The sequence below is a fragment of the Imperialibacter sp. EC-SDR9 genome, from assembly GCF_902498805.1.
Taxonomy (GTDB): Bacteria; Bacteroidota; Bacteroidia; order Cytophagales; family Cyclobacteriaceae; genus Imperialibacter.
Genome location: NZ_LR701591.1, coordinates 53,327 through 73,924 on the forward strand (window position 1 = coordinate 53,327; position 20,598 = coordinate 73,924).

At 46.0% G+C, this 20,598-nt stretch carries 12 protein-coding genes; 7 read left to right on the forward strand and 5 right to left on the reverse strand.

Going from position 1 to position 20,598, the window contains the following annotated elements:
- Positions 1-20 precede the first annotated feature (20 nt).
- Genes GC130_RS17680 through GC130_RS17690 form a run of 3 tightly spaced genes read left to right on the forward strand, consistent with a single transcriptional unit; the run spans position 21 to position 3,724 of the window.
- Positions 21-1,952 carry a TonB-dependent siderophore receptor gene (locus tag GC130_RS17680; protein WP_151999672.1) on the forward strand — a complete coding sequence of 644 codons (1,932 nt, stop codon included), beginning with the start codon at positions 21-23 and terminating at the stop codon, positions 1,950-1,952.
- Positions 1,949-2,983 (forward strand): DUF5074 domain-containing protein, encoded by a 1,035-nt coding sequence (locus GC130_RS17685; protein ID WP_151999673.1) that lies wholly within the window; start codon positions 1,949-1,951, stop codon positions 2,981-2,983. The genes GC130_RS17680 and GC130_RS17685 overlap by 4 nt, the downstream gene beginning before the upstream one ends.
- A gap of 60 nt (positions 2,984-3,043) precedes the next feature.
- On the forward strand, positions 3,044-3,724 hold the full coding sequence (locus GC130_RS17690; RefSeq protein ID WP_151999674.1) for a head GIN domain-containing protein: 681 nt from the start codon (positions 3,044-3,046) through the stop codon (positions 3,722-3,724).
- Between the two features lie 16 nt (positions 3,725-3,740).
- On the opposite strand, the gene meaB is transcribed toward GC130_RS17690, so the two are convergent.
- A complete protein-coding gene (meaB, locus tag GC130_RS17695) occupies positions 3,741-4,739 on the reverse strand; it encodes a methylmalonyl Co-A mutase-associated GTPase MeaB (RefSeq protein ID WP_151999675.1) in 999 nt (332 codons plus the stop codon).
- Between the two features lie 186 nt (positions 4,740-4,925).
- Between meaB and GC130_RS17700 the strand changes: the two genes are divergently transcribed.
- Complete coding sequence (locus tag GC130_RS17700; protein ID WP_151999676.1) at positions 4,926-6,176, forward strand: CHASE2 domain-containing protein; 1,251 nt, start codon at positions 4,926-4,928, stop codon at positions 6,174-6,176.
- A gap of 19 nt (positions 6,177-6,195) precedes the next feature.
- Positions 6,196-7,125 (forward strand): hypothetical protein, encoded by a 930-nt coding sequence (locus tag GC130_RS17705; protein ID WP_151999677.1) that lies wholly within the window; start codon positions 6,196-6,198, stop codon positions 7,123-7,125.
- Positions 7,126-7,510: 385 nt separating this feature from the next.
- On the opposite strand, the gene GC130_RS17710 is transcribed toward GC130_RS17705, so the two are convergent.
- Genes GC130_RS17710 through GC130_RS17720 form a run of 3 tightly spaced genes read right to left on the reverse strand, consistent with a single transcriptional unit; the run spans position 7,511 to position 15,672 of the window.
- Positions 7,511-11,734 carry a CHAT domain-containing protein gene (locus tag GC130_RS17710; RefSeq protein WP_151999678.1) on the reverse strand — a complete coding sequence of 1,408 codons (4,224 nt, stop codon included), beginning with the start codon at positions 11,732-11,734 and terminating at the stop codon, positions 7,511-7,513.
- 27 nt (positions 11,735-11,761) lie between these two features.
- A complete protein-coding gene (gene scpA, locus GC130_RS17715) occupies positions 11,762-13,894 on the reverse strand; it encodes a methylmalonyl-CoA mutase (RefSeq protein ID WP_151999679.1) in 2,133 nt (710 codons plus the stop codon).
- On the reverse strand, positions 13,891-15,672 hold the full coding sequence (locus tag GC130_RS17720) for a methylmalonyl-CoA mutase family protein (RefSeq protein WP_151999680.1): 1,782 nt from the start codon (positions 15,670-15,672) through the stop codon (positions 13,891-13,893). Before GC130_RS17720 ends, scpA begins: the two co-directional genes overlap by 4 nt.
- Before the next feature lie 316 nt (positions 15,673-15,988).
- On the opposite strand from GC130_RS17720, the gene dnaA reads away from it, so the two are divergent.
- Positions 15,989-17,401: a chromosomal replication initiator protein DnaA gene (gene dnaA, locus GC130_RS17725; RefSeq protein WP_151999681.1), complete on the forward strand. Its 1,413-nt coding sequence runs from the start codon at positions 15,989-15,991 to the stop codon at positions 17,399-17,401.
- 70 nt (positions 17,402-17,471) lie between these two features.
- On the opposite strand, the gene GC130_RS17730 is transcribed toward dnaA, so the two are convergent.
- Entirely contained in the window at positions 17,472-18,941 is a 1,470-nt protein-coding gene (locus GC130_RS17730; protein ID WP_151999682.1) for a S1C family serine protease, read from the reverse strand.
- A gap of 159 nt (positions 18,942-19,100) precedes the next feature.
- Here GC130_RS17730 and GC130_RS17735 point away from each other — a divergent pair, with 159 nt between their 5' ends.
- On the forward strand, positions 19,101-20,597 hold the full coding sequence (locus tag GC130_RS17735) for a GH3 auxin-responsive promoter family protein (protein ID WP_151999683.1): 1,497 nt from the start codon (positions 19,101-19,103) through the stop codon (positions 20,595-20,597).
- The last annotated feature ends 1 nt before the right edge of the window (position 20,598 follow it).

Consider the following 20,598-nt stretch of genomic DNA (forward strand, 5'->3'; position numbering starts at 1 on the left):
CGTTAATTTAATTCAAAGAGATGTATGCAGTTGGTATAAGGGTGGTCGGGCTGGTAGCCTGTGTCATCCTTTTTTTGTTTAATGCAAAAGGTCAGGAGGATGCTGCTGATTCTGTCCGCAAGGGTGAGATCTTGGCGCCAGTGGAGATTAGTGACTCATGGCTTCACAGCTATGCAGTGGGAGGCCATTCGGAACAACTCGACTCGATTGCCCTTCAACGGCAGTCGTCTGCATCCTTAGGTAAGCTACTTCAGGCGCAGCAGGGCATTTACCTGAAGGAGTATGGCCCCGGTATGCTGAGCTCTATTAGCCTCAGGGGCACCTCCGCCAGCCAAACCTCCCTGCTTTGGAACGGTCTTCCCATCAACTTCCCCTCCCTGGGGCAGGCCGATTTTTCACTGATTCCCAATTTCTTTATTGACAAAGCGGAGGTTTTTTACGGAGGGGTAAGTTCGCTGGCAGGGTCTGGCGCTATTGGAGGTGCGGTGGCTGTCAGCGATAAGGTTGACAAAAACCTCCGAAGCATAGGGTTCACCCAGGAAGTTGGAAGCTTCGGCACAAATTTTTCTGGATTGAAAGCCAGGGTGGCGGGGGAGAAGGCTGGCATTTCTCTCGCTGGCTTTTATAAGGAATCCGATAATGACTACACCTATCGTAATCTGGCAAAAGCCGGGCAGCCGATTGAAAGACAATCTCATGGCGCTTACATGGGCAAAGGCCTGAAGGCGGCTGCCTTCTGGAACCCCTGGTCAAAGGGTGTTTTTGACTTCGAAGGTTGGCTGACTCACTATAATAGAGAGATTATTCCGCCCTACACCGTTGCTTCAGCCGGAGATACCCAAATTGATCAGTCGCTGCGACTGTCGTTGGGTTATATGCACCGCATCCAGCCTTTGTTGAAATGGGAATCACGGGTTGGGAGAATCTACGATTTTATCAAATTCAACGGCCTTGCATCCGGCACCACTCAGTATATGTGGAATAATAGCATTGAATGGATGCCGTTTTCCCACCTTCAGCTCCGGGTTGGTGGTTTAATCAATCATATGCTAGCTGACGTGCCGGAATACGGTGGCGATTTGAGTGAAAACCGATCCAACGTCTATTTAATGCTCAATTGGTTTCCCTCAACCAGGTGGACGCTCAACGCCAAAGTTCGCCAGGAAATTGTTGCTGGCACATGGAATCCAGTCGCTCCGTCACTGGGAGCTGACGTTCTGGTTTTACGATCAGAGGCAGTTTCCGTCAATTGGCGATCGCAGCTCTCCAGAAGCTACCGGGTGCCCACACTCAACGACCGCTATTGGAGCCCTGGTGGCAACCTAAACCTGAAGCCAGAACAAGGTTGGAATGCAGAGTCTGGACTCGATTATTCTGTCAAACGGGGAAATCATGTGCTGGAAGCATCTGTCACTGGCTTTGCGCACTGGATACAAGATTGGATTCTTTGGCTCCCGCAGGTGGAGGGCTACTGGTCGCCAGTAAATGTGAGGAATGTGTTTTCCCGTGGCGGTGAGCTATCTGTTGGACATAAATGGAGCGTGGGAACGTGGCTGTTAAGCAATGACATCAACTACAAACTAACAGTATCGCAGATCCGGGCAGGCTATTCTGGTGACGATAGCAATATCGGTAATCAACTGCCTTATGTGCCACTGCATCAGGGCGCCTGGAGCTTTGGGTTGCAAACGGAGCCATGGCATTTTAATTCCCAGGTTTCATTCTATGGCAGCAGGTATACGCTCGTTGATAACGACATCAACTTGAACGCCTATACGCTCTGGAATCTGGAGACTGGCAGGCAAATTCAGGCTGGGAAGTCCCTTTTTGCGCTGTCGATCAAGGTCGACAATGTGTTGGGCACCCGGTACGAGAACCTGCAATACCGACCAATGCCGGGTCGCTCATTCTCCATTCAATTGAATTACACTTTAAATCAAGATAAAAAATGAAAAAGCTAGCATTATGGAGTTTAGTGGCCGCAGTTTTCCTAACCAGCTGTGGTGGTGACGACGAAGGCGATCCGAAAAACAGTGTGGGATCCGTTTTTGTGGTCAATGAGGGGAATTTTAATCAAACGAATGGAAGCATTACTTCCTATGATCCGGAAACCGAAGAAGTCTCTTCCCTTGTTTTTCAATCGGCCAACGGTCGGCCATTGGGTGACGTGGTGCAATCCTTGTTCATTGATGCTGACGAGGTGGGCTACGTAGTAGTGAATAACAGCAAAAAAGTTGAAGTCGTGAACGCTGACTTTGTTTCAACAGCCACCATTGAGGCCAACCTGGCCAATCCAAGGTATCTGTTGAGAGTCAACGATCAGCTCTTTGTCAGCAATTGGGGCACTTTCGATGAGAACTATGCACTCGATCAGTCGTACGTACTCATTCTTGACGCTGCAACCTTTGAAAAGGAGGGGGCAGTAAACACGGAGGATGGAACCGAAAACCTGGCCTATGCTGATGGCTATGTGTATGCATCCAATAGTTTCGGGAACACCGTGTCGGTAATTAAAACCAGCACCGGAGAACTTGAAACAACCCTTGAGGTGGGATATTCTCCGGGAGAAATGGTGGTGGATGCAGACGGGGCCGTTTGGTTGATCTGTGGAGGAAGCTATCAGGAAAACGATGGAGCAATTTACAAGCTTGGCGCATCCGCAGCTACCAAAGAGGTCGACTTGGAGGTTAATCCTTCTACACGATTGTCAATTGATAAAGAGCAGGGTGTGTTGTATTACATAGCAGGCACATCGGTTGGAAGCTATGAAACTGGGCAAAAAGTGCTTAAAAAAGAGTTTATTACGATTGACGATGCTGTTGGCTTTTATGGACTAGGCTATAGCGAGGCCGAGGATGTTATTTATATAGCCGATGCCAAGGGCTTTCAGGGTAAAGGTACTGTTTACAGGTATTCTGCTGACGGAACAGCAATATCGAAGTTTGAAGCGGGGGTGGCGCCAAACGGATTCGTATTTAAATAGAACCATCACTTGCAACCCTTCAATTTGCCCGCAGTCTTTACTCAAAATGAACTGATAATTATGAGAAAGATAGGAGTACTTGTACTTGGGTTGCTAATCGCCGGTCAGGTGTGGGCTGGAGAGGAAACAAGAGAGTTGTCTTCGTTCAGCAGCCTCGATATTGGTGGTGCTTTTAAAGTGACACTGAAAAAAACCGGCAAGCACAGGGTATTCATTGATGCAGATGACAACGTGATAGACAGAATCCGAACGGAAGTTGTCGGTAGCACCCTGAAAGTGTATATCAAGGACAATAATTTCAGGTCGAACGGGCCCATGAATCTGACCATTGAGTTTTCGAGCATTAATGGCATGGATTTAAGTGGTGCTTCCACAGTTGTATGTGATGATGTCATCACCGCCTCAACATTCGAATTGGAAGTGAGTGGAGCGGGTTCTACAAGGCTAATCGTAGAAGCTGACAGGCTAAGGGCCGACATGACAGGTGCTGGCACGCTTACACTAAGGGGGAAGGCGAGGGAGCAAGTCATTGATATAACCGGCGCAGGTAGTTACAATGCGGAGGACTTCGACTGCGACTACACCGAGGTGGAGTCTTCAGGGGCTGGCACAGCAAGGGTAGTAGCCAACAAAGAGCTTAGGGCTGAATGCAGTGGAGCAGGCTCGGTTCGCTACAAGGGCAATCCGCAGAAAGTTTATGCTGACTCAAACGGCGCAGGCTCTGTCAAAAGAATGAATTAATAGAGAAGGGGTGTTTTCACCCTTTCTTTTTTTTGTAGAGGTCAAACAGTTGATGTGCTGCACTTACAGGGTTCAGCTCTCTAGTTTCCACTTTTGCGGCAAGGTCTTTGATTTCCTCTTTTACCAGACTATTAAATTCCTGTTTCAAAAGCCCATCCAGTTTCTGGTGCATCCATTGCAGGTTTTGCTGCGATCGCTGATGCGCCAGGTAGCCATTCGCAATCATCTTTTCTTTGAACGACTCAATCAAAGTCCATAACTCGCTAATTCCCTCGCCAAGTAAAGAAGAGCAAGTCGTTACTTGAGTAACCCAGCCGGAAGGGGGCAGCGAGAAGTAGTGGGTCACTTGTTTGAGTTCCTGAAGCGTCTTCCTGACGGCTGGCATGTTGTCGCCGTCTGCCTTGTTGATTACAATGGCATCAGCCATCTCCATGATGCCCTTTTTTATCCCCTGCAGATCATCGCCTGCACCAGCGATAGTTAACAGCAGGAAGAAGTCGCACATGTCTCGCACCAGGGTCTCTGATTGGCCAACGCCCACGGTCTCTATCAGAATGACATCGAACCCGGCCGCTTCGCACAATAACATGGCTTCACGTGTCTGATCTGCCACGCCCCCCAGAGTTGAGCCCGTAGGAGTGGGCCTTATATAGGCATTTGGGTTGACGGCCAGCTTGTTCATCCTGGTTTTGTCGCCCAGGATGCTACCTTTGGTCTGCTTGCTTGACGGATCAACTGCCAATACGGCCACCTTTTTTCCTACGCTGACCAGGTATTCGCCAAAGGCTTCTATAAAGGTGCTTTTCCCAACTCCCGGTATGCCTGATACACCAATTCTTGTTGCCTTGCCCGTTTTGCTTAACAATCTGTCTATCAGTTGCTCAGCAAGCGCTCTGTCAGATGGTAGTTTGCTTTCCACGAGCGTAATACCCCTGGCCAGAGCCACCCTGTCGCTCCTGATTATTCCGCTAATCAGTTCCTCTGGTGTTGGCCTTTTTGGTATATTCGTTGACATCGAAGAAAAAGTCACAGTGGTTTAAACCGACAGCAATATACGTTCGTCCTTCAAATAATTCCTTTCGTCGAAAGAACCAAAAAAAGAATTGTTCTATTTTAAGTTTAATTTGGCTTTTACTTATGTTTGTATCGTTGGTTCGTGAATATTTAGTTACTTACCAGTTGGCAAAGCAACTAATCTACTATGAAAGCAAACAGAAGAGAATTTTGGCTGGACTCGATTTTTGGAACAGCCTTCATATTCTTACTGATGTGGACGTTTTATTCCGTAACCGCATTTAAGGTCTTTGACTTATTTGATCCGATTGGAGACGCTCTCGGCGACGTAGAGCTCACTGATGTGGTATTCTCCCAGCTAAGGGAGCCGGCAGTTCCTGACGACAGGATTGTGCTGGTCAACCTGGGCAGGGTAAACAGGGCAGATATTGGGTATATGATTGATATTGTCAATCAATATGAACCAAAGGTAATTGGCCTCGATACCTATTTCAGAACGCCCAAAGATTCTGCTGTCGATGCCATTATGGAGGATGCTTTTTCGAGGGTTGATAACCTGGTAATTGGTAGCATTCTTCAGAACTTTAATGAAGAGAAGCTGGAATTTGATTCTCTGGGGAAATCTCTTCCAAGATTCACTCAGCATGCTGAGACGGGTTTTGTTAATTTTATAACAGATGCCCAAACTCAGGAAGAGTTGAAAATGACCCGGGAGTTCACTCCCAAGGAGATGGTGGCAGGGCAACAAGAACTGGCATTTGCTGTAAAGCTGGCTCAGTATTTGGAACCTGAAAAGGTAGACAGGTTGTTGAAAAGAGGCAACGAGCGAGAGACGATTAATTACCGAGGCAATGTGATGGACTTCGGTGCGTCGGTGTATGGTACGATGTTTTTCGCACTGGACGTTAATCAAGTTTTTGATCAGAACTTCGATCCATCTCTGATCAAGGATAAAATTGTGATCTTCTGCTTCTTAGGTGAGTATCTTGGTGATAGACTGACAATAGAAGACAAGTACTATTCGCCGATTAACTCGCAGTTTGCAGGAAGATCCTACCCGGATATGTTTGGGGGAGTTGTGCATGCCAACATTGTGGCCATGATTCTCAATGAGGATTACATTGATGCCATGGATGATGCAACCGGCGCTATAATTGGTGTGCTGTTGTGTTTAATCAATGTAGCGGCTTTTTCTTACATATACAGAGTGTATTCCAAATGGTACGACGGTGCCACTAAATTGATACAGCTGGTGGAAGTTTTGGGCATCAGCTTTATGAATGTTTATGTATTGGACAAGTTCAATTATAAACCGGAGTTAACCATTGGCATGGTAGCAATAGCCCTTGCCGGTGATTCTCTGGAAGTATATTACAGCGTGGTGAAGAATTCAGTCACCGGGCTTTTTAAAAGTAGAAAAAGAAAAATTAAATTGTAAAACATTAAAAATTAGACCTATGAAAATGAGAACAATTCTTTTGACGTTCTTGGTATTGCTGAGTTTTTTGAGCAGCAATGTATTGGCTCAGGGTTATGAGTTTCGTGTATTGGCTAATAAAGGTGAAAACCAAGTAAAAAAGGCTGGTGCAAGTCAGGCAGAGACCTTGAAAACTGGCGCAACGCTTGCGAAAGGTGATCAAATCATCGCTGCAAATGGCGCTTACATCGGACTGGTGCACAGCAGTGGTAAAACCACCGAGATAAGAACTCCTGGCACTGTAAAGATCGACGATTTGTCGGCGAAAATTTCTGCCACTAGTTCTACAACCGCCAGCCGTTATGCTAACTACATAGCTGCTAAAATGAACGAAAGTGACGGTGGCGGAAACTACCGGTCAAACATGAAAGCGACTGGTGCTGTTGAAAGAGCTTTAACGTCTGCTATCAACGTAATGCTTCCTAATTCTGTTGACTTTTATGGTGACAACGCTATTGTTCGCTGGAAAGCTATAGGTGAAGATAACACAACGTACATAGTAACTGTGAAGAACATTTTTGATGAGGAAGTAGCCAAAATCGAAACTGATCAGACAGCTTATGAGCTTGATTTTACCAACCCTAAGCTTGCACAGGAGAGACTAGTGATACTTAATGTAAAAGTGAAAGGTGATGAAGACATGAAGTCGTCTGACTACGGTATCAAACGCCTTTCAAACACTGAGTCTGCTAAGGTGAACGAAAACATCAAAGGACTGAAGAGTGAAGTAAACGAAGAAACGCCGCTGAATAAGATCATTTATGCTTCTTTCTTCGAAGAAAACAACCTTGTGCTTGATGCGCTTACCAAGTATGAAGAGGCTATCGAGATGTCTCCCGAAGTACAGGACTTCCAGGACATGTATCAGAGCTTCCTTGTAAAGAACGGCCTTGTTGCCACTGCTAACTAAGGCGAAGTGTAAAAAAGATAAAAAAAGGGGCGCAAGCCCTTTTTTTTATGCCCATATTCTGACAAAATGAAAGCGGCTGGATTGAGGCAAGAGAGGCGAACAATAGAAACGGAATTATTAGGGCAATGGTCATGTTAAGCGTCCAGTCCCAGAAATTCTGAACTGGTTCCAGTTGATCGACCTGATTGCAAAACAACTCCTTAGCGACCAGCCCCCTTCCGGCTAGCGAGACACGTCCAAAAATCTACAGGTAGCTGTTCATCAGACTGCCACTGTTGTCACTCTAAAGCTATGGGTTGTTGAGCCCCACCAGAGACCAGGCTAACAACAAAAAAAAGAGGCTGCCTTTCGACAGTCTCCCTCAAGTTCGATCATGTAATAGAGATCAATCCAATCCTATCATTACAAAAGGCCCCCAATAGATTGGGTCACGATACTCATTTCTTATCTCTTTCTTAGCATCAATGAAAGCCCTGCGCTTGTCGCCGGTAGTGATCCATTTCTGGTAAAACTTCACCATGAGCTGCTGTGTGGCTTCATCAGATACTTTGAACAAACTCATGATGATTGTTTTGGCTCCCGCAACCAGAAATGCTCGTTGCAATCCATACACGCCTTCTCCGGCTTCCATTTCACCTAAGCCCGTTTCGCAAGCGCTCAACACCACCAGGTCAGTTTGATCCAGGTTGAGGTTCATGGCTTCATAGGCAGTTAGGATACCACTCTGGCTATTGTAGTTGTAGGCGCTTTCGTTCAAAATATCGCCAGCACCTGCCATGAGCAGTCCGGAACGCAGCAAAGGGTTGTCATATGCTTTCGATTCGTTGAGTCCGGCAAATATGTTATTTTCCTCGATCGCTGGCTGGAAGAAACCGTGTGTGGCAATGTGAAATACTTTTGGGCTTTTCATCAGCTTAACCTGATCCTCACCCGCCTTCATCTCAAGATAGTCCTGGGTTTTCCAGCCATTGTCGTTAAGCAGCTTTTTGAGTTCAACAACTTCTTCATGCGTGCCAGGAAGTCGCTGTACTTCACTCATGCCAATACTTTTGGTTAAGTTGTCGTTGCCGGAAGATGCTCCTTCCGATTTTACATAAAAAATAGGATCCCCAAACATCAACGCCAGGTTCTCAGCGGGTGCCTGTGCCTTCTTTTTCTTATTTCTGTTTACAAGATCCCTGGTATTACTTACCAGGATTATATTGGAATTATCGAGTACGTATTTGCCATCGCCAGTTGGTATAGCCTCCAAATTAATTTGATTATAAACACCGTCGGCCGAAAGGTAGATCGTAGAGGTTTGCCCAACAGCTTCAACGATAGGCTTCCAGAACTGATCATAGGAATACTCATCCTCAATTTTAAATTTAATACTGTTTCGATACAGCTTCATGTACCTGCCTTCGAGGGCTGCGCCGTTTCGCAGCAGCACCAGCTGTGGTTTGCTGCGCTTTTCATTGTCGACATAGATGACAGCGTACATTACCGAATCAGTAAAATCATGGTCGAAGTAACGGAACCTCACAATTTCAACCCCCTTTTCATTCTCGCCCAGGGCTGCTTTTACATCCTGCCACGTGACAACATTGTTGTCGACACCTTCTCCAAATACTTCGGACTTCAAGCTGAGCTGTTTCTCCAGCGCTTCCATTTCTTGTACCAGTTGAGCCGGATTCACATTGTTCTCCAGCAGCTGATCGTTTGACATGGAAAGGGCATTGGTTAGCTGTGCTTTTTTGGCTATCCAGCTGCTGTACATATTTATCAACGTGCTGTCTCCGCTGGAAAGAATACGGGTTCTGATTTTTATTGAGGTATTCAGCAGGAGTGCCTTGGTGAGCAAAGCGTTATTGTAAATGTCACCTATCAGGTCCTCTTTCTTGTCGATCCGTGTAAGCGCCAATGTGTTGTAGAACTCGTAATCGGACTTGATGGTGTTCCAAAATTTGGCTTTTTCTCTTTCACTTAGAGCGGGGAAGTAGGTCTTTATAAACTCCTGATAGTTGGCCAGTGTCTCTTCAATAGTATTCTGGGCCTTTCTAATGTCCCCATTCATGTAGTAAGTTTTAGCAAGCTTCGACAGCACTTTCACATACTCCGGGTGAGAAGTGGAGAAAAATTTGGCGTACGTCTTTAGGGCATCCTGGTAAAAATTGTCTGCCCTGTCGTATTGCCTCTTTTGGTACTGGATGTCACCTTTCAGCGTGTTGACTACAGCAGCATTAACGTTATTCCGCTTTCCTATTCGGTCTTTCCAGATCGTCCACGCCTCTTCGAGATACTGTAGGGAAATGTCATATTCGCCCGCATAAATACTCACAGTAGCCAAATCTTTCAATACTTCAGCATAGAGTGGGTTTTTACTTCCCAGCTTGGTTCCAACGATTTTTTCTGCTTCAACAAGCAGGGCTTGTTGCTGCTTGAAACTGGCACCATCGTAAAATTTGATCATTCCCAGCTGGGCAAGCGAACGGCCTACATCTACATGGCTTCGCCCAAATTGTTTTTCCTGATTGGTAATCGCCTGAGAAATAAATTGCTCCGCCTTTTCATAATCTCCAATCGTTGTGTAGAGTCGGGATAAGGTTATTAAGCTGCTGGCTAGCTTGGAGGAAGAGGCTGGAAATACAGCTGTTGCTATGTTAAGAGATCTTCTTGCGAACGACTCCGCATCGGTATACTCGCCGGCAGCCAGCTTCAATTGTGCCTTCAAAACCAGCGGGCGCAAAAGGTGCCTGCTTGTGGCACCAAACTGTTTTTCTGTATTCGTCAGGTATTTATCGACCAAATCTGTTGCATCGCTGTATCTGCCCAAATGATAGTACAGTTCGGCAAGGTCTTCCGTGTTTTGTCCGGCAGAGCCCAGTCGGTTCAGTCCACTCTTAATTTTGATTCGTTCTGACTCGAAAAGAAGGTCTTCCGCCTCGTCGTAGAGGCCTTGAATAACCATTAATCTCGCTTTGGTAGTCAATAGGTTGGTATAGTGAAGTGTTTCCTCAAGGGAGGAAGGTTTGGCGAGAATATTTGTTGCTTCCTGAATGTTTTTTTCTGCTTTCTCATATTCTCCAATATTCATTTGCAGAGACGCAATCTTATTCAACTCAACGCCATAGTTTACATCCTTGTTGTCGTATTTCACACGGGATACATTCAGTGCTTTGTCAAGTGTTTTTGATGCATTACTGAAATCGTCATTTTCCTCATAAAACTGCGCCAAATGGTTGAGGGTGTTCACATATTCAACATGGCCTTGAGAAAACTCCTTTTCAATCACTCCATGGAAGCTCTCATCATATATTTTCTTTGCCTCAGCAAACTTGTCCGAGTATTCGACCAGGTAGTTGGCTTGCAGCACTCTCGACAAGTGATACTCTGGGGCATCGGCACCGAGCATGTCCTTTTCAATTTTAAGGATATCAAGAAGGTACTTTTCCGCATTTTCCGCATTATTGTTTAGCTGGGCAGCACGGTAGGCAAATTCAAGTATCCTTCGTCTCTCAGGGTGAATTTCAGGGTAAAGGCTACCGTAAGCTTTGGAGGCAGCATCTTTTTCCTGTCCGAAAACCTTCGTACTTGGTGCATTGATGTCCATTGGCAGGGTTTCAAGCCGTGCACGATTGAGGCTTCCCTTTTCAAAACTTTTATTAAGGATGGCTCTAAACTGATTGGTGTTGTTGCTTGTCTTTGAATAATTGTCGATTCTCCAATACGAGCGAATCAGGCTTTCCATCATGTCCAGCCTGGCGATATGTGACGCTGAGTGAATCCGCATCGTATTTTTAAGGGCATCCTCATACAGGTCGGGCAGGGCAGAGGGATCGATTCCATTTTCCTCCAACAGCTTCGCATTGAGGTAAAGCGTTTGGCTATAAATAAGCGGATTCTTGCCCAACTCCTTTCCAATCCATTGCTGAGTAAAAATAAAGGCCGAATCTGATCTGATATAGTCTCCCATGAGTCTGAACGCATCAGCCTTGTGCATCAATAATTCACCATAAGCACCTTTTAGGCTGGCAATGAGCTCTTTACCGCTGGCCGACTGGTATGCCGTTTGCGCAGTAGTCAGATTGCTGTTGATATATTTGACTACATCGGCATAAAAGCCTTTGCCTTTCAGTATTCTTGTTTGAAGCAAAGCCAGCTTTATTTTCATTTCCTCATTGGAGGCACCACTTGCTTCTAACACCGCCGTGGCTTTTGTAAGAAGTTCCTTCGAGTTGACGAAATGCCCATAGTCCGCCCAAACATGTGCTGCTTCGTAAAGCAGAAGACCATGATCCGCAGAGCTTTCTCCATTTACCTTAGCGCTCATGGCCACTCCTCTAGCTATCTTATCGGCCATGTCCTTGTGTAGCCCCGCAGCCCAGTCTATTTGTGCCTCAAGCACCAGCGCACTCGCCAGATACTTGTTTTCTGCTCCCAATTTTTTGGTGGTCTTTTTAACGATTTTACTGGCCGACTTTTTAGCCTTAGGGTAGTCGCCTACCGCATAGGAGTCATTGGCTTTTTTAAATAATTTTGGCCAGTTCTGGGCAAAAACGTTGCTATTTAGCCCAGCGCAAAGCAAAAAGACAGTAAGAGAAAGTAAATGCTTGAATGAATTTTTCATGCTTCAAAAAGTTGATGATGTGTAAAGTCAAATGCTCATTAATTTCCTGAGAATTGAGATGGCCGCTTTTGGGATCACTGTTCCCGGGCCAAATATGTCAATAACGCCTTCACTATATAAAAAATCAAAATCTTTCGTCGGGATTACACCCCCGGCCACTACTTTGATGTCGCTCCTTCCAATTACCTTTAGCTGGTGAATCAACTTTGGAACGAGCGTCTTGTGCCCGCCTGCCAGGGTCGAAACGCCAATGACGTGGACGTCGTTTTCGGCTGCCTGCATGGCTACTTCCTCGGGCGTTTGAAACAGTGGGCCAATATCTACGTCGAACCCAAGATCGGCAAAGCTTGTAGCAATCACTTTGGCACCCCTGTCATGACCATCCTGTCCCATTTTTGCCACCAGAATCCGAGGCCTTCTCCCATCCAGTTCTTCAAACTGATCGGTTAACTTCCTTGCCGTCGTTATGTCATTGCTGGAACCCGATTCGCTGGCATAAACGCCAGCTATCGATTTGATGACCGCCTTATGTCTGCCAAATGCTTCTTCCATAGCAGAGGAGATTTCACCGAGGGTAGCTCTCAACCGGGCAGCGTTTACCGCTTTTTCCAGAAGATTGCCCTTGCCGGTCTGAGCACATTTGGTCAAATCTTCTAAAACCACAGCAACCTTGGAGTCATTTCTGCTCGATTTGAGTCTGGCAAGTCTTTGGATTTGCTTCGCTCTTACAGCCGCATTGTCAACCTCAAGTAGCTCTATATCAGTTTTTTCTTTCGTAATATACCTATTAATTCCTACAATTATATCTTGCTGCGAGTCAATCCTCGCTTGTTTTTTTGCAGCAGCTTCTTCTATTCTCATTTTAGGCAGGCCGCTTTCGATGGCTTTGGTCATGCCACCAAGTGCCTCCACCTCTTCTATCAGCGCCCAGCTTTTTTCAATTAATTCGTTGGTTAGGTATTCTACATAGTGAGAGCCTCCCCACGGGTCGACTACTTTGGTGACGTTGGTTTCTTCCTGTAGATATAGCTGGGTGTTTCTCGCTATTCGGGCCGAGAAGTCTGTCGGCAGAGCAATAGCTTCGTCGAGGGCATTGGTATGCAGCGACTGTGTGCCACCAAACACCGCTGCCATTGCCTCAATGGTTGTCCGGGCCACATTATTGAACGGATCTTGTTCGGTAAGGCTCCATCCGGAGGTTTGGCAGTGCGTTCGCAACGAAAGCGACTTGCTGTTGCCAGGACTGAATTGACTTACCAGCTGTGCCCACAGCACCCTGGCTGCTCTTAGTTTGGCGATTTCCATGAAGTGATTCATGCCTATGCCCCAAAAAAAAGAGAGCCGTGGCGCAAACTCATCAATTTTGAGCCCGGCCTCCAGCCCTGTTCTTATGTATTCCAGGCCATCGGCCAGGGTGTAAGCCAGCTCCAGGTCAGCAGGAGCACCCGCCTCGTGCATATGGTAGCCACTGATCGAAATGCTGTTGAAGCGAGGCATGTGCCTGGCCGTATATTCAAAAATATCTCCAACAATTCGCATGGACGGTACAGGAGGGTAGATGTAGGTATTTCTCACCATAAACTCCTTGAGGATGTCATTTTGGATAGTACCGCTTAGTTCGTTAGGCTTTATCCCTTGTTCTTCTGCCGCTACTATGTAGAATGCCATGATCGGGAGAACAGCTCCGTTCATGGTCATCGACACTGAAATCTTATCCAGGGGAATTTGGTCGAAAAGGATCTTCATGTCTTCCACCGAATCAATGGCTACACCAGCCTTACCTACATCCCCCTCTACTCGAGGGTGATCGGAGTCGTAGCCCCTGTGGGTGGCCAGGTCGAAAGCCACCGAAAGGCCTTTTTGCCCCATGGCCAGGTTCTTCCGGTAAAAGGCATTGGAGTCTTCGGCTGTTGAGAAACCCGCATATTGCCTGATCGTCCAGGGTCTGCTTGTGTACATCGTGCTGTAGGGGCCTCTGAGAAATGGAGGCAGTCCGGCCGCAAAAGCGCCCTGAATGACTTTTTCTCGATGCTCTTTGCCGAACATGGATGGCACATCAATACCTTCTGCACTTTTCCAGGTGGCTATCCCTGCAGAAGGTTGTTTCCGTGGAGCAGACTCGGGGTTAAATGGAATTTTTGTGAAGTCAGGTGTTTTCATATGCCAAATAGCTTTTGGTAGGAGGAGAGCGTTTTGACAAAATCGGATTTAAGATGGATGAAGCTGTCTATGCCTGCTTTGGTCAGTTGCTCTTTATTGTCCGCTGGATTACCCGCCAGCACTATATGAGCATCTGGGCACTGTTCTTTCAAGGCTTGAAATACGGACGGGCCTGACTCAATGTAATCTTGATCGGAGCTGCAAGCGATGATGAGTCGGGTGTCGGCAGAAAAAGGCGCAGAATGCTGCGGTGACCATGGCACCCATTCGGCTACGTCTATGCCAGCGGCGGGCAATACTCCTTTTACAAAATTATACCTCGCCAGCGAAGCCTGCTTGTCACCAAAGAAAACAGCCATAGCAGCAGGTCTGGACTGCCCGGACTGCTTTGCGAGGTAGCCCTCCATCTTGATCCGGAGGCGTTCAAACGAGGAGAGCAGCGAGCCGTCGCCGTTGTACCTTTTGAGGGTGGGAAAAGACTCAAAAAGGCTCAGGTCGCAGAAATTATTTACGCCAACAACGTTCAGCTTTCGACTGGCAATCAACGCTCTCTCTTTTTCTTGAAACTTATTTGCTTCGTTCTGCCAATAGCCGCCCGCAAGTGAGCTCGAAAAACCGCCTGAAGATTCTATTTTTTGCATCTTTGTCCAGCCTTCGCTGGCCAATTCTTCACTTAATTTCTCGAGAAAGTAAGACCCCGCCATGGGGTCACAGTTTTTGTCGAAATAGCTTTCGTCCCGGAGAAGGTTCGAGATATTTCTTGAAATTCTCCGGGAAAATTGGCCAAGCGAGAAGGGATTTCTGCTATCGAAGCCAGGCATTGAAAGATAGCTGGCCCCTCCATTTACGCCAGCCATTGCAGCAGATGTCATACGAATAAGGTTGACATAGGGATCAACAACCGAGTGTGTATTGACATTCGGCTGGCTATATATCTTGATATCTGCGGGAGACACTTTGCTACCATCAAAATGATTGGCAGCCTGAGAGAGAACAACTTTGATGGCTTTGATTTTAGCCATCTCATGAAAGAAGTCTCTGCCGATGCTTACACAGACAATCGTTCTGTCTACAATGCTATCAATAGAGACACCAGCGCTGCTCAGCTTTTTGCATCTTTCAATGAACGCCAACAGAAGGTATGCGATCTGACCTGTTGGTGAAAGTGAACTGGTAAGTTCTGATGTGGCGTCAAAGCAATGGGGGCGAAACGATTTCCCTTGAGGAAAAAGCGCCTCAATTCTCAGTATCTCGTCTGAATCAGACACAGGGTCGTAAAACAAAAAGCCGGGAAGAATGTCTTTTTTCAGGAAGGAACCCGAAAAAAAACGCTGAAAAAATGCTTCCTCAGCCTCACCCCATTGATACACCTGAAAGGCATTCTGACAATACTCAAAGGCAATATCTTTAAATAAAGTAACATGGGCCGACTGATCAATTTCTTTTAGTTTCCACAAAATCCCATCAGCTCCCTGACCCAAAGATTCCAGGGCTATTTCGTTAGCGTCTTTATTATCAGCGACTTGAGTGTCTATGGTTATTGAGTCGAGGTAGTGCCAAAGCCTTCCCATCTGTTGGTCAGGCAGTAACTCGGCATTGGCGTTCCCGGCAAGGGAGAAGAAAGCGTCAGTTTTCTCATAATAAGGTTGAATAATAACATCGGGGTCGTAGTGCCATTGCAAAGAATCTAATTGCTTTGGCTTCAATTCTTTCAATGCATTTTCTTTCCAAAGAGAATGATTGGATGGAGGGAAATTGGACATGTCCCATTTACTCATAAGCTATTCTTATTTTTGAGTCAAGTGTTAGCAAAGATAAAGTATTTTGAGTGGGACGAACATTAAATTTATATAGACAGGCGGGCTCTTTGAATTGCCAAAAAAGAGATTTAAGTTTGTTTCATAACATTTAGGTAATAATTGTATTTTTTAAAGAATTTTCACCGATAAACGCTGTTTTTATTTGACAATTCGACAATCCAAAAAGTCAAGCGTCGTAGTGTTTTTTTATTACTTTTTTTTTTGACACCTTTGATGTTACCTCCTGTTCAGAAAGGAGAATCACTGCAACAATAACAACATTTTTTAATCCACCATGCATCAACAAATCTGGGAAAACTGTCTGAATTTAGTTAAGCATGAGATACAGGAACAAAGCTTCAAAACGTGGTTTCTGCCCATTACACCAATAAAATTAGACAAAAGTGTTTTGACCATACAGGTGCCTAGCCAGTTTTTCTACGAATGGCTTGAGGATAATTATGTTCATATTTTAAGGAAGGCAATACTTCAGGAATTAGGGCCCAGCGGAAGATTGGAATATTCCGTGGTGATAGATAGAGGAAATGAGCAGGCAAAGCCTTTGACTGTTAATTATCCGGTAAACAAGGCTCCTGGCCGTTTTGGACAAAATCATGTTGGAAATGGACAAAATGTGCAACAAAGCCCCGCAGTGACGCCAGAATTCTTAACATTGACAGGCAAATTGAATCCTATCTATGTTTTCGATTCCTATATAGAAGGTGACTGCAATAGATTGGCCCGCTCAGCTGGTTATGCTGTGGCGCAAAGGCCTGGTGTTACCTCCTTCAATCCACTGATGATATACGGGGGGGTTGGTCTTGGAAAAACACACCTTGTTCAGGCGGTTGGTAACCAGATCATGGAAAGCAATCCGGATGCCAAGGTGCTTTATGTAGCATCGGAGAAGTTCACCAACCAATTCATTGAGTCTTTGAGAAATAATGCTGTTCAGGATTTCATCAATTTCTACCAGAAAGTCGATGTGTTGATCATCGATGATGTACAGTTTCTTCGTGACAAGGAGAGAACGCAGGAAATCTTTTTTCACATCTTCAATCACCTTCATCAAAGTGGTAAGCAAATCATCATGACGTCTGATTGTCCTCCAAGAGAGCTAAAGGGCCTTCAGGAAAGACTGGTGTCAAGATTCAAGTGGGGCCTCACCGCCGACATTCAAACGCCAGACTTTGAGACAAGGGTGGCTATCATCCAAAAGAAGACACAAGCGGAGGGAATTATCATTCCCGAGGATGTGCTTGAGTACCTGGCTTACACCATCGATAGCAATATCAGAGAGTTGGAAGGAGTGATGATTTCACTTATCGCCCATTCTTCGTTGGTAAAACGAGAGATCGACCTTGAGTTGGCTAAGCAGATCATAAAAAACATCGTTAACGACTACGATACTGAGGTGGGTATTGACTATATCCAAAAAGCAGTGTCTGATTACTTCAACGTGGCGTTGGAAGACTTGAAAGCCAAAACCCGTAAGAAGGAAATTGTAATTGCCCGCCAGGTGGCCATGTACTTCTCAAAAGACTACACCAACCATTCACTGAAATCTATTGGCTACCACTTTGGTGGTCGTGACCACTCCACCGTAATTCACGCAGTGCAGGCAGTCAACGACATGATTGATACCGATGCCAAATTCAGGTATTCAGTTGATGAACTGAAGAAAAGACTTAAAATGAGAACTGTCTAGCTTCAACTGGCAGTTGATAAAAAAGGGCGGGGTCTCCAATATTGGAGACCCCGCCCTTTTTTATGCCTTATCAATCGAACCTGTAAGGGATGTACACTCTCCGACCTTTAGAGGTAATGCCGTCGATGACCACCTTTCCTTTGATTTTCTCGAGGATGTTGGCCAGCTCCTCAGGTGTTTCCACCGGCCGGTTATTGATGTTGGTGATAATGAAGCCTTCCGGAATTTCCAATTGTCTGAAAAAACCATTCCTTATTTTTTTCACCCGAACGCCATTGTCAATTTTCAAAAGGTCTCTCTCTACCTTCGACACCTTTTCAAACTCCACGCCCAGCTTCTCTGAGAAGTAGACACTACTTCTTAGCACCTCGGTATTCCCTTCGCCATTGAGAAGTGTTACTTGTTTCCTTACTACATTATCGCCTCGCTTGATGTCCAGAACGAATTTGTCACCAGGGTAATGGTAGCCCATCAGCTCCTCAAGCTCAGTTTTGTTGTTGAGCGACTTGTCGTTCACCCGGATGATTACATCACCTTTTTCCAGTCCTGCCTTGTCGGCGGCGCTTCCCCTTTGTACATAAGAGGTGATCACACCATCCAGGTTGCTCAGACTGAGCTTGCCGGCAATGTCACTATCTATGTCGATGAACTCTGCCCCAATAAAGGCCTTTTGCACCTGTCCGTAGTTAATGATGTCGTTCACCACTTTTTTTACAATGTCGACAGGCACAGCAAAACCATAGCCGGAATAAGTGCCCGTTTGAGACAAGATGGCTGTGTTGATGCCTATTAGCTGGCCTGAAGTGTTGACCAGTGCCCCGCCACTGTTTCCAGGATTAATGGCTGCGTCGGTTTGAATGAATGACTCAATGGGGAACCGGTCTTTCAGTATATTGATGCTACGGCCTTTGGCACTCACAATACCAGCGGTGACGGTGGAGGTAAGATTGAACGGATTACCCACCGCCAACACCCAGTCACCCACCCGCACATTGGCTGAGGTCGACACCTCAATGGCAGGGAGATTATTGCCCTCAATTTTTATTACAGCCAAATCGGTGGAAGGATCCGTGCCTATCAGCGTGGCGTCGTAGGTTCTCTTGTCCAGAATCACCTGAATAATATCGGCATCGTTGATCACGTGGTTGTTGGTCACTATATAGCCATCCTTGGAATAGACCACTCCTGACCCAGAGCTAACTGACTGGCTGGGCCCTCCGAAAAACCAATCCATCCAGCTACCGGTGCGGTAGTCGGTTTCGCTCACGGTTTTTACGAACACAACGCTCTTGGTGCTTCGTGCCGATGCACTGACCAGGTCTGGTAAGTCGTTTATTGCGGCTGCGTCGCTCCGGAAGGGCTCAGCTACTGCCGGTGAAAAATTGTTGGTTTCGCCGTGGCTAACATTCTTTGAGAAATAGAAGTCCGGATCCTGTAAGTTGTTGGAGGCAATTTTGGCCGAGAGCTGCGTTTCATATACATATGCTCCTCCTATGCCTCCCAGAAAACTCAAGACTGCAATTCCAATAAATTTTTTCATAACATCAGGTTTTAAGTGTTAAGAAGTCAACAGTGTTGTGCTGTTACCTAAACGTCAGTGCATTGCGTATCGTCAAAAACTGTGCAAAATAAAAACGAAAGAGGCTTGCTTAGGTTTTAGAAAGGTCATTTACTTATTTTGCGCCTTTATCAATTAATTATGGGAATCAGATCAGTTCTTAGCAAGCCATTCGCCGCCTTCGTTGTGCGGGAGCAGAGAGAATGGGAGCAAAAAGCCCCTGATTATCAGCATAAAACACTTACAAACCTTGTTAGCAAAGCCAGCAAGACGGTTTTTGGAAGTGACCACGGTTTCAAGGATATCCACACTTACGATGACTTCAAAAAGCAGGTGCCTGTCCGGGATTACGAGGCCCTGAAGCCTTACGTGGAAAAAATGCTAACCGGACAAAATGACGTGCTTTGGCCGGGAAAGCCTGCCTATTTTGCAAAAACATCGGGCACTACCTCTGGCACCAAATATATTCCCATCACCAAAGAGTCGATTCCTAATCACATCAATAGCGCCCGCAATGCCATACTGAATTATGTGCATGAAACAGGAAATGCGAAGTTTTTGGACGGCAAGCTCATTTTTCTTTCTGGTAGTCCTGTGCTCGATCAAAAGGCGGGTATCAACACCGGCCGTCTGTCCGGCATTGTGAACCACCATGTGCCGGGCTACTTACGTACCAATCAGCTACCGTCCTATGCCACCAATTGCATGGAGGATTGGGAAGCGAAGGTCGACAAGATAGTGGAGGAGACCATTGACCAGGACATGACGCTGATCTCAGGTATTCCGCCGTGGGTGCAAATGTATTTCGACAGGATTGTGGAGAAAAAGCAGCTGCCGGTGAAGGACGTTTTCAAAAACTTTTCGCTATTTATATATGGTGGGGTCAACTTTGAGCCCTATCGGCAGAAGCTTTTTGATACCATTGGGAAAAAGGTAGACTCGGTGGAAACTTACCCAGCCTCTGAGGGCTTCATCGCTTTTCAGGACAGGCAAGATGACCCTGGGCTGCTATTGCTGGCCAACAGCGGAATTTTCTTCGAATTCATTCCGGCTGATGAGTATTTCAATGAGTCACCGACACGATTGAGCCTTGATGAGGTGGAGCTCAACACCAATTATGCTCTGATTATCAACAGCAATGCAGGCTTATGGGGCTATTCTATTGGCGACACAGTGAAGTTTATTTCGAAGAATCCTTACAAGTTATTGGTAACTGGGAGGATCAAGCATTTTATCTCAGCGTTTGGGGAGCACGTCATCGGTGAGGAAGTAGAAAATTCAATGAAGAAGACTTTGGAGAGCTTTCCTGAGGCCGATATCGTGGAATTTACTGTAGCGCCCAACGTGACGCCTCAACAGGGACTTCCAAGGCATGAGTGGTATATCGAGTTCAGTAAAATGCCTGCCGACATTACGGCCTTTAAGTCATCGCTCGACAATTCGCTCCAAAAGCTGAATAGCTATTACTTCGACCTTATTTCAGGCAATATTCTCGAACAACTTCATATCATTCCAGTTAAAAAGAACGCCTTCATAGATTACATGCGCTCAATCGGGAAACTCGGGGGGCAAAACAAATTACCAAGGCTTTCGAACGACAGAAAGATTGCAGAAGAACTGCTGAAGTACAAAGAATAAA

Coding starts and splice junctions, on each gene's coding strand:
- GC130_RS17680 (WP_151999672.1), top strand. CDS start 21: ATGTATGCAGTTGGTATAAGGGTGGTCGGGCTGGTAGCCTGTGTCATC.
- GC130_RS17685 (WP_151999673.1), top strand. CDS start 1,949: ATGAAAAAGCTAGCATTATGGAGTTTAGTGGCCGCAGTTTTCCTAACC.
- GC130_RS17690 (WP_151999674.1), top strand. CDS start 3,044: ATGAGAAAGATAGGAGTACTTGTACTTGGGTTGCTAATCGCCGGTCAG.
- meaB (WP_151999675.1), bottom strand. CDS start 4,739: ATGTCAACGAATATACCAAAAAGGCCAACACCAGAGGAACTGATTAGC.
- GC130_RS17700 (WP_151999676.1), top strand. CDS start 4,926: ATGAAAGCAAACAGAAGAGAATTTTGGCTGGACTCGATTTTTGGAACA.
- GC130_RS17705 (WP_151999677.1), top strand. CDS start 6,196: ATGAAAATGAGAACAATTCTTTTGACGTTCTTGGTATTGCTGAGTTTT.
- GC130_RS17710 (WP_151999678.1), bottom strand. CDS start 11,734: ATGAAAAATTCATTCAAGCATTTACTTTCTCTTACTGTCTTTTTGCTT.
- scpA (WP_151999679.1), bottom strand. CDS start 13,894: ATGAAAACACCTGACTTCACAAAAATTCCATTTAACCCCGAGTCTGCT.
- GC130_RS17720 (WP_151999680.1), bottom strand. CDS start 15,672: ATGAGTAAATGGGACATGTCCAATTTCCCTCCATCCAATCATTCTCTT.
- dnaA (WP_151999681.1), top strand. CDS start 15,989: ATGCATCAACAAATCTGGGAAAACTGTCTGAATTTAGTTAAGCATGAG.
- GC130_RS17730 (WP_151999682.1), bottom strand. CDS start 18,941: ATGAAAAAATTTATTGGAATTGCAGTCTTGAGTTTTCTGGGAGGCATA.
- GC130_RS17735 (WP_151999683.1), top strand. CDS start 19,101: ATGGGAATCAGATCAGTTCTTAGCAAGCCATTCGCCGCCTTCGTTGTG.